Source organism: Yersinia hibernica, from assembly GCF_004124235.1.
GTDB lineage: Bacteria > Pseudomonadota > Gammaproteobacteria > Enterobacterales > Enterobacteriaceae > Yersinia > Yersinia hibernica.
In genome coordinates this window covers 4,339,758-4,353,728 of the sequence record NZ_CP032487.1, presented here as the reverse complement: position 1 = coordinate 4,353,728, position 13,971 = coordinate 4,339,758, and the positions used below count along the sequence as shown (strand labels likewise).

Here is a 13,971-nt window from a genome sequence, read left to right as displayed (position 1 = left end):
CAGATTGGATTAACTGGCTACGTGATGATTATCATGGAGCGGGTTGATTGAAACAGAATTTGCCTGGCGGCCATAGCGCGGTGGCACCACCTGAACCCATGCCGAACTCAGAAGTGAAACGCCGTAGCGCCGATGGTAGTGTGGGGTCTCCCCATGCGAGAGTAGGACACTGCCAGGCATCAAATTTAGCGTGCTGATATGGCTCAGTTGGTAGAGCGCACCCTTGGTAAGGGTGAGGTCCCCAGTTCGACTCTGGGTATCAGCACCAGTTACATGGGTTAAAGTTCGGCAGTTGTAGAAAAGAATTTACCTGGCGGCAATAGCGCGGTGGTCCCACCTGACCCCATGCCGAACTCAGAAGTGAAACGCCGTAGCGCCGATGGTAGTGTGGGGTCTCCCCATGCGAGAGTAGGACACTGCCAGGTATCAAATCAAGTAAAAACCCCATGCCAAAAGCGTGGGGTTTTTGCTTTTCTGCTATCCATAAAATTCCATTGATAATTCCGTGAAAACCCACTGTTTCCAAAGCGGTTTTTGTGCTTTTTGGCATTTAAAATCACTGTGAAGGTTATTTCCTATACTCTGTATGCTGAAATTTCAGCCATGAAACATTCTCAGGTTGTCTCAGATCACTCGACTTTTTACTCAAAATCCGCTATCTTCGGGCATCTAGAAGTCTAAACGTATAAACGGATATATTGAGGATATAGGCATGCCAATTCGGGTTCCTGATGAATTACCAGCAGTGAGTTTCTTACGTAATGAGAATGTCTTTGTCATGACCTCATCGCGCGCAAAAACTCAGGAAATTCGTCCCCTGAAGGTGTTGGTTTTGAATCTAATGCCTAAAAAAATTGAGACGGAAAATCAATTCCTGCGTTTACTCTCTAACTCGCCTCTACAGGTTGATATTCAATTGCTGCGCATTGATAGCCGCGAGTCAAAAAATACCCCCGCTGAACATCTAAATAACTTCTATTGCGATTTTGAGGATATTCAAGAGCAAAACTTTGATGGATTGATTGTGACTGGCGCCCCTTTGGGGTTGGTCGATTTCTGTGATGTAGCTTATTGGCCACAGATTGAACGCATTATTGCCTGGGCAAAAGATCACGTTACCTCGACCTTATTTGTGTGTTGGGCGGTACAGGCGGCATTAAATATCTTATACGGAATCCCTAAGATGACCCGTGAGACTAAGCTCTCCGGCATTTACCCACATCAGACAGATAAACCATTGGCGCTGCTCACACGTGGCTTTGATGAAACATTCTTAGCCCCCCATTCCCGCTATGCCGATTTCCCGGTTGAAGTGCTCCAACAATATACAGATTTAGATATTCTGGTCTCCTCGCAAGAGGCGGGCGCATATCTGTTCGCCAGCAAAGATAAGCGAGTCGCGTTTGTCACAGGCCACCCTGAGTATGATGTGGATACCCTTGCCGGTGAATATCAGCGGGATCTGGCCGCGGGTCTAAACCCCCAAATTCCACTCAATTATTTCCCCAATGATGATGCTTCATTACCGCCAAAAGCATCTTGGCGCAGCCACGGGCATCTATTGTTTGCTAATTGGCTAAACTACTATGTTTACCAAATCACGCCATTTGATTTGCGCCATATGAATCCTACCCTCGACTGATTTTTCCTCTCTCTCAATGTTATAAAGGCGGCTGAATCGAGGCCGCCTTTCTGTTTTTGGCTCCGATAAAGCCGACTCACCCGCCATGAACTGGTCTGATCTCTTTATTAAACAATAACTTATCACACTAAAAAACACAAAATGGAAGTCAGTTCCTCTCTATCTAATATTTACTATGATGTTAACAATATGATAATTAAAGATTAAAAAATTATTTTTAATAAAAATGGAAATCGTTTTTGATTTTCTAAATTAATTGATTATTCTTAGTCCTGTCGGGGTGAAAAGTGACCATAAAATCTAGCCTTCAATTTCCGGTTGGAATGCATTACCCGATACGAATCCAAGAGTGACGCTGCATTGGCGTTGATGTGAAAGTCGTGAGATTGGGAAGGGGAAGGGAAATGACACAACAGTTGGTTGGCACGGAGTTAGTTTTTACCCAGCAATTTACTGCTGCAGAGCGACAGGTTTTGCCGGATGACGCTATCGAATTCTTAACCGAATTAGTGGTGAAATTTGCCAAACCTCGTGGTGAACTCCTTGCTGCGCGGGCATTATGGCAGAAAAAGATCGATCAAGGCGCATTACCGGATTTTATTTCGGAAACCAATTCCATTCGAGATAGTGATTGGAAAATCCAGGGAATTCCTGCTGATTTACGTGATCGCCGCGTTGAAATTACCGGGCCGGTTGAGCGCAAAATGGTGATTAATGCCCTCAATGCCAATGTGAAAGTCTTTATGGCTGATTTTGAAGATTCACTGGCACCCAGCTGGGAAAAAGTTATTGATGGCCAGATTAACCTGCATGATGCCGTAAAAGGCACGATTTCCTATGCCAATGAATCCGGCAAAATTTATCAGCTTAAACCTAACCCCGCGGTACTGATTGCTCGGGTTCGTGGCCTACATTTGCCGGAAAAACATGTGAAATGGCAGGGGGAAGCTATTCCCGGGGGGTTGTTCGATTTCGCTTTGTATTTCTATCATAACTATAAGCAATTACTGGCCAATGGCAGCGGCCCTTATTTCTACTTGCCAAAGATGCAGTCTTATCAAGAAGCTGCGTGGTGGAGTGATGTTTTCACCTTTACCGAGCAACGTTTCAATTTACCGCAAGGCACCATTAAGGCCACGGTGTTAATTGAAACCTTGCCAGCCGTGTTCCAAATGGATGAGATTCTTTATCACCTGCGCCATCATATTGTTGGGCTGAACTGCGGCCGCTGGGACTATATTTTCAGCTATATCAAAACGTTGAAAAATCACGGCGACCGTGTTCTGCCTGACCGCCAGTCGGTCACGATGACCAAGCCGTTCCTGAGTGCATATTCCCGCTTGCTGATTAAGACTTGCCATAAGCGCGGTGCTTTGGCGATGGGAGGCATGGCGGCGTTTATCCCCAATAAAGATCCGGTTCAAAATGCGCTGGTGTTGGATAAAGTCCGTGCAGACAAAGAGTTAGAGGCGAGTAATGGTCATGATGGCACATGGGTCGCCCATCCGGGGCTGGCTGACACGGTGATGGAAGTCTTTAACCAAGTATTGGGCGAGCGAGCAAATCAATTAGAAGTGACTCGTGAGCAGGACAAACCAATCACTGCTGCTGAGTTACTGGAACCTTGCTCCGGTGAGCGCACTGAAGAGGGGATGCGCGCGAACATCCGGGTGGCGGTGCAATACATTGAAGCATGGATCTCTGGCAACGGTTGTGTGCCGATTTATGGCCTGATGGAAGATGCTGCGACGGCTGAGATTTCGCGTACTTCTATCTGGCAGTGGATCCATCACCAGAAAAGCCTGAGTAATGGCCAGACGGTGACGAAAGAGCTATTTCGCAGCATGTTGAGTGAGGAAATGCAGGTAGTGAAGCTTGAACTTGGCGCAGAGCGTTTTGACAGCGGGCGGTTTGATGAAGCCGCGCGTCTGATGGAGCGGATTACAACACAAGACGAGCTTATCGACTTCCTGACATTGCCGGGCTACGCCTTGTTAGCCTGAGATGACAGCCTATTTAACCCTACAAAATTAAATAATAAGGAATATCACCATGACGACCTCTCGTACTCAACAAATTCAGCAATTGGCAGAAGAATGGAAATCACCGCGCTGGCAGGGGATTACTCGCCCGTACAGTGCTGAAGACGTGGTTAAGCTGCGCGGCTCGGTTAACCCAGAATGCACTCTGGCACAGCACGGCGCTAAGCGCTTATGGGAATTGCTGCACGGTAAGTCACGTAAAAGTTATATCAACTGTCTGGGGGCATTAACCGGCGGCCAGGCCTTGCAACAGGCGAAAGCTGGGGTCGAGGCCATTTATTTGTCGGGTTGGCAGGTGGCGGCTGATGCTAACACCGCATCAAGTATGTACCCGGATCAGTCGTTATACCCGGTCGATTCGGTTCCTGCGGTGGTTAAACGGATAAATAATAGCTTCCGTCGCGCAGATCAGATTCAGTGGTCGAATAATATTGAGCCAGGCAGCAAAGGTTATACCGACTATTTCCTGCCGATTGTGGCAGATGCCGAAGCCGGTTTTGGTGGTGTGTTGAATGCGTTTGAGTTAATGAAGGCCATGATTGAGGCCGGGGCCGCAGGGGTGCATTTCGAAGACCAACTGGCCGCTGTGAAAAAATGTGGTCATATGGGCGGCAAAGTCTTGGTGCCGACTCAGGAAGCCATTCAGAAGTTGGTTGCCGCCCGCCTGGCCGCCGATGTTCTGGGGGTTCCAACCCTGCTGATTGCCCGCACCGATGCCGATGCTGCTGATCTTCTGACGTCAGATTGTGATCCTTATGACAGCGAATTCATTACGGGTGAGCGCACCGCTGAAGGTTTCTTCCGCACACATGCTGGCATTGAGCAAGCTATCAGCCGCGGCCTGGCTTATGCCCCTTATGCTGATTTGGTTTGGTGCGAAACTTCGACACCAGATTTAGCGCTAGCCAAACGTTTTGCTGATGCTGTCCATGCTAAATTCCCTGGTAAGTTATTAGCTTACAACTGCTCGCCATCATTTAACTGGAAGAAAAATCTGACTGACCAGCAAATTGCCAGTTTCCAGGATGATTTGTCTGCTATGGGTTATAAATACCAATTTATCACTCTGGCGGGCATCCACAGCATGTGGTTCAACATGTTCGACCTGGCCCATGCTTACGCGCAGGGTGAGGGCATGAAACACTATGTTGAAAAAGTGCAGCAGCCAGAGTTTGCCGCTGTTGAGCGCGGCTATACCTTTGCATCTCATCAGCAAGAAGTGGGTACTGGCTACTTTGATAAAGTCACCAATATCATTCAGGGCGGTGAGTCATCGGTAACAGCATTGACTGGCTCGACGGAAGAACAGCAATTTTAATCAGCTGATTGAGTGAAAGTATCGAGTTATCAAGGGCCTGCTTATGCAGGCTCTGTTCCGTATGGCGGGGGTGAGTATGGCAGCAAAGCTGGAACAATTAATCGCTCAGACAATTTTGCAGGGATTCGATGCGCAATATGGCCGCTTCTTGGAGGTGACTGCGGGCGCTCAACACCGCTTTGAACAGGCGGATTGGCAAGCGGTACAGCAGGCGATGAAACAGCGCATTCACCTCTATGACAGCCATGTGGGATTAGTGGTTGAACAACTCAAGCACATCACCGATCAGCGCTGTTTTGATGCGGACTTTCTCGCACGGGTAAAAGATATTTATACTGGGCTGTTACCGGATTATCCGCGTTTTGAAATAGCCGAAAGTTTTTTTAATTCAGTTTATTGCCGCTTGTTCAAACACCGCGATTTAACCCCGGATAAATTGTTTGTTTTCAGTTCACAACCGGAGCGGCGCTTTCGTGACATTCCCCGACCCTTAGCGCGTGATTTTATGCCCCAAGGTAATTTGAGTGGCATGTTACAGCTGGTACTTAATGATTTACCGCTGCGTTTACCGTGGGAAGATTTGCCCAGAGATATTGGCTACATTGTAGCGGCATTGCGGAAAACATTTACAGATGAGCAACTTGCGAGCGCGCGCTTTCAAATTGCGAATGAACTGTTTTACCGCAATAAAGCGGCTTGGCTAGTGGGGAAATTGCGATTGGCGGACGAAATATTGCCATTCTTGCTACCTATTCATCACAATGAATCCGGCGCGCTATTTATTGATACCTGTCTAACCAGCAAAGCCGAGGCCAGCATTGTGTTCGGCTTTGCCCGCTCTTATTTTATGGTGTATGCGCCATTACCTGCGGCGATGGTGGAATGGCTGCGGGAAATCTTACCGGGCAAATCTACCGCCGAATTGTATATGGCGATTGGTTGCCAAAAGCACGGTAAAACTGAAAGCTATCGTGAATATCTCACTTTCGTTCATCAATCTAGCGAACAGTTTATTATTGCACCTGGGGTCAAAGGCATGGTGATGTTGGTGTTTACCTTGCCGTCATTTGATCGGGTTTTTAAGGTGATTAAAGATCAGTTTGCCCCGCAAAAAGAGGTCAGCCAGGCACGCGTTTTAGAATGCTATCAATTGGTTAAAGAGCATGACCGGGTAGGGCGCATGGCGGATACCCAAGAGTATGAGAATTTTGTCATTGATAAACAGCGCATTAGTGCCGAATTGCTGGCCGAGTTGCAGCGGGAAGTGCCTGAAAAATTAGAAGATTTAGGTGACCAAATCATTCTGAAACACTTGTATATGGAGCGGCGGATGACGCCATTGAATCTGTATATGGAGCAGGCGAATGATCAGCAATTAAAGGATGCTATCGAAGAATACGGTAATGCCATTAAGCAACTGGCGGCAGCGAATATCTTCCCCGGCGACATGTTATTTAAGAACTTCGGTGTCACTCGTCATGGGCGCGTGGTGTTTTACGATTATGATGAAATTTGCTATATGACGGAGGTGAATTTCCGCGATATTCCACCGCCGCGGTATCCTGAAGATGAGATGGCCAGCGAGCCGTGGTATAGCGTGTCACCCAATGATGTTTTTCCTGAAGAGTTTCGCCATTTCTTGTGCAGTGACCGGAAAGTACGGCACTTTTTCGAGGAAATGCACAGCGACCTGTTCCATGCCAGTTATTGGCGGGGGTTACAACAGCGGATTAAAGATGGGCATGTGGAGGATGTGTTTGCTTATCGCCGAAAACAGCGCTTTTCCCAGCGCGCGTTAAATTAATCGCGAGGCCGGCAAGCTCACTAAGGGTTCCCGGTACTGGCCCCATGGCCATTAAGGCCGGGGCACTACCGTTTGTCGGTCAATGTACGGCGGTTGGTGCATTAGCTACGATTACCACCGCCGTAAGATTGCGTGATTTCTTTGGCAGCATGAATGACCAGCGCACCCAGTTCTGTAACGCGATCGTCGGTAATACGTGATACCGGGCCGGAGATGGAAATAGCAGCAAAAGCTTCGTGGTGTTCATCGAACAGGCAGGCGGCGATACAGCGCAGGCCGAGTGCATGTTCTTCATCATCAAAGGAATAGCCTTGCTTGCGGATCAGCGCCAGGTTCTTTTTCAGACTGGCAGGGTTGGTGCGAGTATGCTGGGTGTAGGCATGCAACCCTTTTTTATGTAATAACTGTATCAGTTGTTCATCTGACAAGGTGGAGAGAAAAGCTTTACCGGCACCAGAGGCATGCATGGGCAGTTTGCCGCCAATCGGCGCGGACATCCGCATCAGTGCGGTACATTGCACTTGGTCGATAATAATGGCTTGATAGTCACTGTGATCAAGTACCGCCAGATTCACCGTTTCACCAGATTCTTCCATCAAACGGCGCAGCATCGGGTGAACCATTGCCAGCAAGTTACGGCTTTGCAAAAAGCTGCTGCCGACAATAAAGGCGTGCGCGCCCATCGTCCAAAGACCTAAATCCCCCACCTGGCGGACAAAACCTTGCTGTTGCATGGTGGTTAACAGGCGGTGAGTGGTGGAATTGGGTAAACCGGCCTGTTGCGCTAAATCAGTTAGTGCGACACTGCCTTGTGATTCGGAAATATATTCCAGTAATTTTAGGCCCCGTGTCAATGATTGAACTTGGCCTGTTGGTGCTGCCGTGGTTTGCGCGGCTGTCTTGGGTTTCTTTCCCCGTTTAATCGAAATCGGTAACGCCATAAATCAGCCCTCTTCTATTATTATGGAACTCATTTTCGTTTTTCAATTATGCATGCAAACCGGAAAAAAAGCTCATCCGATGAGTTTGGTTTGCTACCTGAAAAAGTCTCAACTGTGACTGGACTCATTACATTGATAACTTGTGCTAGGATGGCTGATAGGTTTGTAGGGATAACTTTTTCAGCATGTCTGATACCAATAAATAACAAAATATGTATCAGATAATGGCGAGGCAACAGGGTAAAGAGGCGACAGTGGTGGACACAGTTACAAATAATAAAGTTAAGGAATTACATCGGCAGTTAGCGCAGCGGATCTTGGTGCTGGATGGTGGTATGGGCACCATGATTCAGAGCTATCGACTGGAAGAGGCCGATTACCGAGGCGCGCGTTTTGCGGATTGGCCCAGTGATCTGAAAGGGAATAATGATTTATTGGTGCTCTCCAAGCCGGAAGTCATTACTGCCATTCATAATGCCTATCTTGAAGCCGGCGCTGACATTCTCGAAACCAATACCTTTAACTCCACCACCATTGCCATGGCGGATTATCAGATGGAGTCGCTGTCCGCGGAAATTAACTATGAAGCTGCCCGTCTGGCGCGCATTTGCGCCGATGAATGGACGGCTCGGACACCGGAAAAACCCCGCTATGTTGCCGGGGTGCTCGGGCCAACTAACCGAACTGCGTCTATCTCGCCAAAAGTGAATGATCCGGCATTCCGAAATGTCAGTTTTGACCAACTGGTTGAAGCTTATCGTGAATCAACCCGCGCGCTGATTGAGGGCGGTGTTGATCTTCTCATGATTGAAACCGTTTTTGATACCCTGAATGCCAAAGCCGCCACCTTCGCGGTTGAATCTGAATTTGAAGCCATGGGTGTATTGTTGCCAGTAATGATTTCCGGCACCATTACCGATGCTTCAGGCCGCACCCTCTCTGGCCAAACCACGGAAGCTTTCTATAACTCTCTGCGCCACGTAAAACCGCTTTCTTTTGGCCTCAATTGTGCTTTGGGGCCAGATGAGTTGCGTCAATACGTCGCTGAGTTATCGCGTATTTCTGAATATTATGTCAGTGCGCACCCGAATGCCGGTTTGCCGAATGCCTTTGGTGAATATGATCTGGAAGCCAAAGAGATGGCCGAGCAGATTGGCGAGTGGGCGCGAGCGGGCTTTTTGAATATTGTCGGCGGCTGTTGCGGCACCACACCCCAGCATATCGCCGCGATGGTCAAAGCCGTGGCGGGGGTTGCGCCGCGCCCGTTACCGGATATTCCGGTGGCGTGCCGTTTGGCCGGGCTGGAACCGCTGACAATTGATGCCAACACCTTATTTGTCAACGTCGGTGAGCGGACTAACGTTACTGGCTCAGCCCGCTTCAAGCGGCTGATAAAAGAAGAAAAATACGGCGAGGCACTGGATGTAGCACGCCAGCAGGTTGAGAGTGGCGCGCAAATCATTGATATCAACATGGATGAAGGCATGTTGGATGCTGAAGCGGCGATGGTGCGCTTTCTCAATCTGATTGCCGGTGAACCCGATATTGCCCGGGTGCCAATTATGATTGACTCCTCGAAGTGGGATGTCATCGAAAAAGGGCTGAAATGCATTCAGGGCAAGGGCATCGTCAACTCCATTTCGATGAAAGAGGGGGTGGATGCCTTTATTCATCATGCCAAATTGGTGCGGCGTTATGGCGCGGCCATGGTGGTCATGGCCTTTGATGAGCAGGGGCAGGCAGATACTCGCGCGCGCAAAATTGAGATTTGCCGCCGTGCTTATAAGATTCTGACAGAAACAGTCGGCTTCCCGCCGGAAGATATTATTTTTGACCCGAATATTTTTGCCGTCGCCACCGGCATTGAAGAGCATAATAATTATGCTGTTGATTTTATTGAAGCTTGTGCCGACATCAAAGCCGAACTGCCATACGCCATGATTTCAGGCGGTGTCTCCAATGTCTCTTTCTCCTTCCGGGGCAATGACCCAGTGCGTGAAGCTATTCACGCAGTATTCCTCTATTACGCGATTCGTAATGGTATGGATATGGGTATCGTCAATGCCGGGCAGCTGGCGATTTATGACGACCTATCGGATGAACTGCGTGATGCGGTTGAGGATGTCATTCTTAATCGCCGCGATGACAGTACCGAGCGCCTGCTGGAGCTGGCAGAAAAGTACCGTGGCAGTAAAAGTGATGAAGTAGCGGTTCAGCAAGCGGAATGGCGCGGCTGGCCGGTAGTGAAGCGCCTGGAATATTCACTGGTTAAAGGCATTACCGAATTCATTGAGCTGGATACGGAAGAAGCCCGGCAGCAAGCCGCCCGGCCAATCGAGGTTATCGAAGGGCCATTGATGGCGGGGATGAATGTGGTCGGCGACCTGTTTGGCGAAGGAAAAATGTTCCTGCCGCAAGTGGTGAAATCTGCCCGAGTGATGAAACAGGCGGTCGCCTATCTCGAACCTTATATTGAAGCCAGTAAGCAGAAAGGCACCACGGCGGGCAAAATTCTGCTGGCGACGGTCAAAGGTGATGTGCATGACATCGGCAAAAATATTGTTGGCGTGGTGCTGCAATGTAATAACTACGAAATTATCGATTTGGGCGTGATGGTGCCGACGGAAAAAATTCTGCGTACCGCGCGGGAAGAAAAGGTCGATATTATTGGCTTGTCTGGCCTGATTACTCCATCGCTCGATGAGATGGTGAATGTGGCCAAGGAGATGGAGCGCCAGGGCTTTACTTTGCCGTTGTTGATTGGCGGTGCAACCACCTCCAAGGCGCATACGGCGGTGAAAATCGAGCAAAATTACAGCGGCTCCACCACCTATGTTTCTAATGCCTCGCGCAGTGTGGGGGTGGTTTCCGCGCTGTTATCTGACACTCAACGCGATGAATTTGTGGCCAAAACGCGCAAAGAATATGAAACCGTCCGTATCCAGCATGCCCGCAAGAAACCACGTACCCCGCCGGTGAGTTTGCAAGCCGCCCGGGACAACTGCGCCGTTATCGATTGGGAAAATTATACGCCGCCAGCAGCACACAAATTAGGTGTGCAGGCGGTGGAGGCCAGCATTGAAACCTTGCGCAACTACATTGACTGGACGCCATTCTTTATGACTTGGTCGCTGGCGGGTAAGTATCCGCGCATTCTGGCAGATGAAGTGGTTGGCGAGGAAGCTAAGCGCCTGTTTGCCGATGCCAACGAGATGTTGGATAAGCTGTCGGCAGAGAATTTACTGCATCCGAAAGGGGTGGTCGGCCTATTCCCGGCCAACAGTGTGGGTGATGATATTGAGATTTATCGTGATGAGCGGCGTGATGATGTGCTGGTGGTCAGTCATCATCTTCGGCAACAAACGGAGAAAACCGACTTCCCGAACTATTGTCTGGCGGATTATGTGGCCCCTAAATTCAGTGGTAAAGCCGACTATTTTGGTGCTTTTGCCGTCACCGGCGGGCTGGAGGAGGACGCGCTGGCTGATGCCTATGATGCTCAACATGATGATTACAATAAAATTATGATTAAAGCGCTGTCTGACCGGCTGGCCGAGGCATTTGCTGAATATCTGCATGAGCGGGTGCGCAAAGTGTATTGGGGCTTTGCACCTAATGAAAATCTGAGCAATGAAGAGTTAGTACGCGAAAATTATCAAGGGATTCGCCCAGCCCCGGGCTATCCGGCCTGCCCAGAGCACACAGAGAAAGGTCAAATCTGGCAGTTGCTGGATGTAGAAACTCACACTGGCATGAAACTGACCGAATCCTACGCCATGTGGCCGGGGGCATCGGTATCGGGTTGGTACTTCAGCCATCCGGACAGCAAATATTTTGCCGTGGCGCAGATTCAGCGCGATCAAGTTGAAGATTATGCCGCGCGCAAAGGGATGCCAGTGGCTGAGGTCGAGCGCTGGCTGGCCCCCAATTTGGGTTATGATGCGGACTGACGGAACAAACTTCATCTACGATTTATGATAGAAGGGGCCAGCGCACGTTCGCTACTCTGTGATTCCTTAATCATAGTGAACTTTGGAGAACACCAGCAATGGGTGGAATATTAAAAGTAAATAGGCCTTTGTTATTGTCTGTACCACTGAATAAATCTCTGGCGGCTAAAGTGGTGGGTAGCGCTATTGCTGAAAAGTTATTTTCGGTAGGTAACATCAGGAATTGCGGTATTGGGCGAGCAACTGGGCGAAGGATGACGGAAGGTAAGCAATTTACTCGGCAGCTTTTTCTTCAGCAGGAACATGCTCAGCAGAAAAAGGTCACATTTAACACCATGGACGAAACTTCAGCACCGAGGTAATAGGGGGGCGGGAATTCGCGCGCCTTATCATCCAGTTCTGTTGGCGTTAAAGCCATTCATTTTGTCATGGCAAAAAGTCAGCCTTACATTGGAAATGGCACTGAAAATTAAAGATTTTCTGACTAATTTCACGATAAACAACAAAAAACCGACCCTCCGATTGGGGCCGGTTTTTGTTTGTAATCAATCTGTTATTCAAATAATCTATTATTCAAATAAATTATGATGCAGCGTTTGCACCACTTTTTCTGCATCATTACCCGGCACCAGGAAGCACAGATTGTGGCTGCTAGCTCCGTAGCAAATCATACGAATATTGAATGGGTCGAGCACACCGAACACTTCTTTACCCACCCCGCAGGCTTGTGACAAGTTGTTGCCGATAATGGCCACCAATGCCAGATTTTCTTCCACTTCGACCCGGCACAGGGAGGAAAGCTCGGTCAGCAGCGAACTGGTCAGCAAGCTGTCGCCGGTCGAGGTTGAGCCGGTGGTATCTAGGGTCAGTGCCACACTCACTTCAGAGGTAGTTATCAAGTCAACCGAGATATTGTGGCGCGCCAGAATATTAAAAACTTCTGCCAGAAAACCGCGGGCGTGCAGCATATTCAGGCTATGCAGGGTCAGCAAAGTTTGTTTGCGGCGCAGCGCCAATGCCCGGAACAGCGGAGGATTGTAAGTTTCATTGCACACCAACGTGCCGCCGGCCTCCGGGTCTTTGCTTGAGCCGACAAACACCGGAATGTCACTGCGCACTGCCGGTAATAAGGTGGCAGGATGCAGCACTTTGGCGCCAAAAGTCGCCATTTCAGCAGCTTCTTCAAAGGCGATTTTATCAATGCGTTTTGCCCCGGGCACCACGCGCGGGTCAGTGGTATAAATCCCGGGAACGTCCGTCCAGATATCAATGCGGCTGACATTAAGTGCTTCGCCCAACAGTGCGGCAGTGTAATCACTGCCACCACGGCCAAGTGTGGTGGTGCGCCCTTTACTTTCGCTGCCGATAAAACCTTGCGTCACGATAATGGCGTGTTCAATGCGCGGCGCTAACTGGGCCTGAGCCAGTTCAGACAATGCATGAGTATCTGGCTCGGCGCGGCCAAAGCGGTCATTGGTGCGCATAATTTTGCGCACATCAAACCACTCCACCGCCACTTGGCGCTGGCGTAATAGTTCGACAAACAATAATGTCGACATCAATTCGCCGTGGCTGACCAGCTCATCAGTCAGTGCTGCCGAGGTTGCCAGACTGGCGGCTTCTGACAGCATGGCAATGTTCTCCAGCATGCGGTCAATTTCTTCACGGATAACCGCCGGATCCGCGAGTTTGGCGAGAATGCTGTATTGAATGCGGCGGATGTCAGCTAAATGAAGGGCGCGAGTTTCCTGTTCGCAACCATCGGCCAGCGCGACCAACAGATTGGTGATACCGGCTGAGGCCGATAAAATCACTAAACGAACATCCGGGTTCGATAAAACCACATCAGCGCTGCGACTCATGGCATCAAAATCAGCCACACTGGTGCCGCCAAATTTGGCGACAACCGTCGGGGAGGAGGCGCTGCCAGTCCGTTGGGGTGCTACTTGAATCATCTAAAAAACCTCGTGTCAGGGATGCCATCTTGGGTGGTCATCTGTATTAGATTTGGCACAAGGGAAGAGCGGTAAGTTAGGGGGCAGGCGTAGAAATAACTCTACGTTACACCCAGAAGCGCTCCACCTTGTTGACCGCCCTAAAGGAACGGCACTGGTGACAACCCAGGGGATTCAGCCCCTGCAGTCGACACGCTGATGGCCGAAATCATCGTGTCTCGGCGTCGCTCCCCCTCGAGTGTCTTCAGCGGATCACGGCTCCTCCGACATTTTACCTGGGCGACGCACCTCTTCTGGCTTACGCACTCGGTGCGTAAGT

Annotated in this window: 8 protein-coding genes, 1 tRNA gene, 2 rRNA genes and 1 riboswitch; of the genes, 9 read left to right on the top strand and 2 right to left on the bottom strand. The window is 49.5% G+C overall.

Going from position 1 to position 13,971, the window contains the following annotated elements:
* Positions 1-62 precede the first annotated feature (62 nt).
* The 7 genes from rrf (D5F51_RS20395) to aceK all read left to right on the top strand — a co-directional run bounded on the left by rrf (D5F51_RS20395) (position 63) and on the right by aceK (position 6,806).
* Positions 63-178: ribosomal RNA gene (rrf, locus tag D5F51_RS20395) — 5S ribosomal RNA — on the top strand.
* A 14-nt stretch (positions 179-192) separates the two neighbouring features.
* Positions 193-268, top strand: a tRNA-Thr gene (locus D5F51_RS20390).
* Between the two features lie 41 nt (positions 269-309).
* Positions 310-425 (top strand): 5S ribosomal RNA (rrf, locus tag D5F51_RS20385).
* A 287-nt stretch (positions 426-712) separates the two neighbouring features.
* Positions 713-1,642 carry a homoserine O-acetyltransferase MetA gene (metA, locus tag D5F51_RS20380; protein ID WP_087769555.1) on the top strand — a complete coding sequence of 310 codons (930 nt, stop codon included), beginning with the start codon at positions 713-715 and terminating at the stop codon, positions 1,640-1,642.
* Between the two features lie 404 nt (positions 1,643-2,046).
* Positions 2,047-3,645, top strand: coding sequence for a malate synthase A (gene aceB, locus D5F51_RS20375; protein ID WP_129198769.1), 1,599 nt, complete (start codon positions 2,047-2,049; stop codon positions 3,643-3,645).
* A 49-nt stretch (positions 3,646-3,694) separates the two neighbouring features.
* Complete coding sequence (gene aceA, locus D5F51_RS20370) at positions 3,695-5,002, top strand: isocitrate lyase (RefSeq protein WP_129198766.1); 1,308 nt, start codon at positions 3,695-3,697, stop codon at positions 5,000-5,002.
* A gap of 76 nt (positions 5,003-5,078) precedes the next feature.
* The gene (aceK, locus tag D5F51_RS20365; protein WP_025376710.1) at positions 5,079-6,806 is read left to right on the top strand and encodes a bifunctional isocitrate dehydrogenase kinase/phosphatase; all 1,728 of its coding nucleotides are present in this window, start codon (positions 5,079-5,081) and stop codon (positions 6,804-6,806) included.
* Positions 6,807-6,907: 101 nt separating this feature from the next.
* Here aceK and iclR read toward each other — a convergent pair whose 3' ends face one another.
* Positions 6,908-7,747, bottom strand: a complete 840-nt coding sequence (iclR, locus tag D5F51_RS20360; RefSeq protein ID WP_129198764.1) for a glyoxylate bypass operon transcriptional repressor IclR — start codon at positions 7,745-7,747, stop codon at positions 6,908-6,910.
* Positions 7,748-8,001: 254 nt separating this feature from the next.
* Here iclR and metH point away from each other — a divergent pair, with 254 nt between their 5' ends.
* Together metH and D5F51_RS20350 are read left to right on the top strand one after the other, a co-directional pair.
* The gene (gene metH / locus D5F51_RS20355) at positions 8,002-11,697 is read left to right on the top strand and encodes a methionine synthase (RefSeq protein ID WP_129199528.1); all 3,696 of its coding nucleotides are present in this window, start codon (positions 8,002-8,004) and stop codon (positions 11,695-11,697) included.
* A 98-nt stretch (positions 11,698-11,795) separates the two neighbouring features.
* A complete protein-coding gene (locus D5F51_RS20350; protein ID WP_129198762.1) occupies positions 11,796-12,059 on the top strand; it encodes a hypothetical protein in 264 nt (87 codons plus the stop codon).
* A gap of 207 nt (positions 12,060-12,266) precedes the next feature.
* Here the strand turns inward: D5F51_RS20350 and lysC are convergent, their stop codons facing one another.
* Positions 12,267-13,652, bottom strand: coding sequence for a lysine-sensitive aspartokinase 3 (gene lysC, locus D5F51_RS20345; RefSeq protein WP_129198760.1), 1,386 nt, complete (start codon positions 13,650-13,652; stop codon positions 12,267-12,269).
* 108 nt (positions 13,653-13,760) lie between these two features.
* Positions 13,761-13,953, bottom strand: a riboswitch (Lysine riboswitch).
* Between the last annotated feature and the right edge of the window lie 18 nt (positions 13,954-13,971).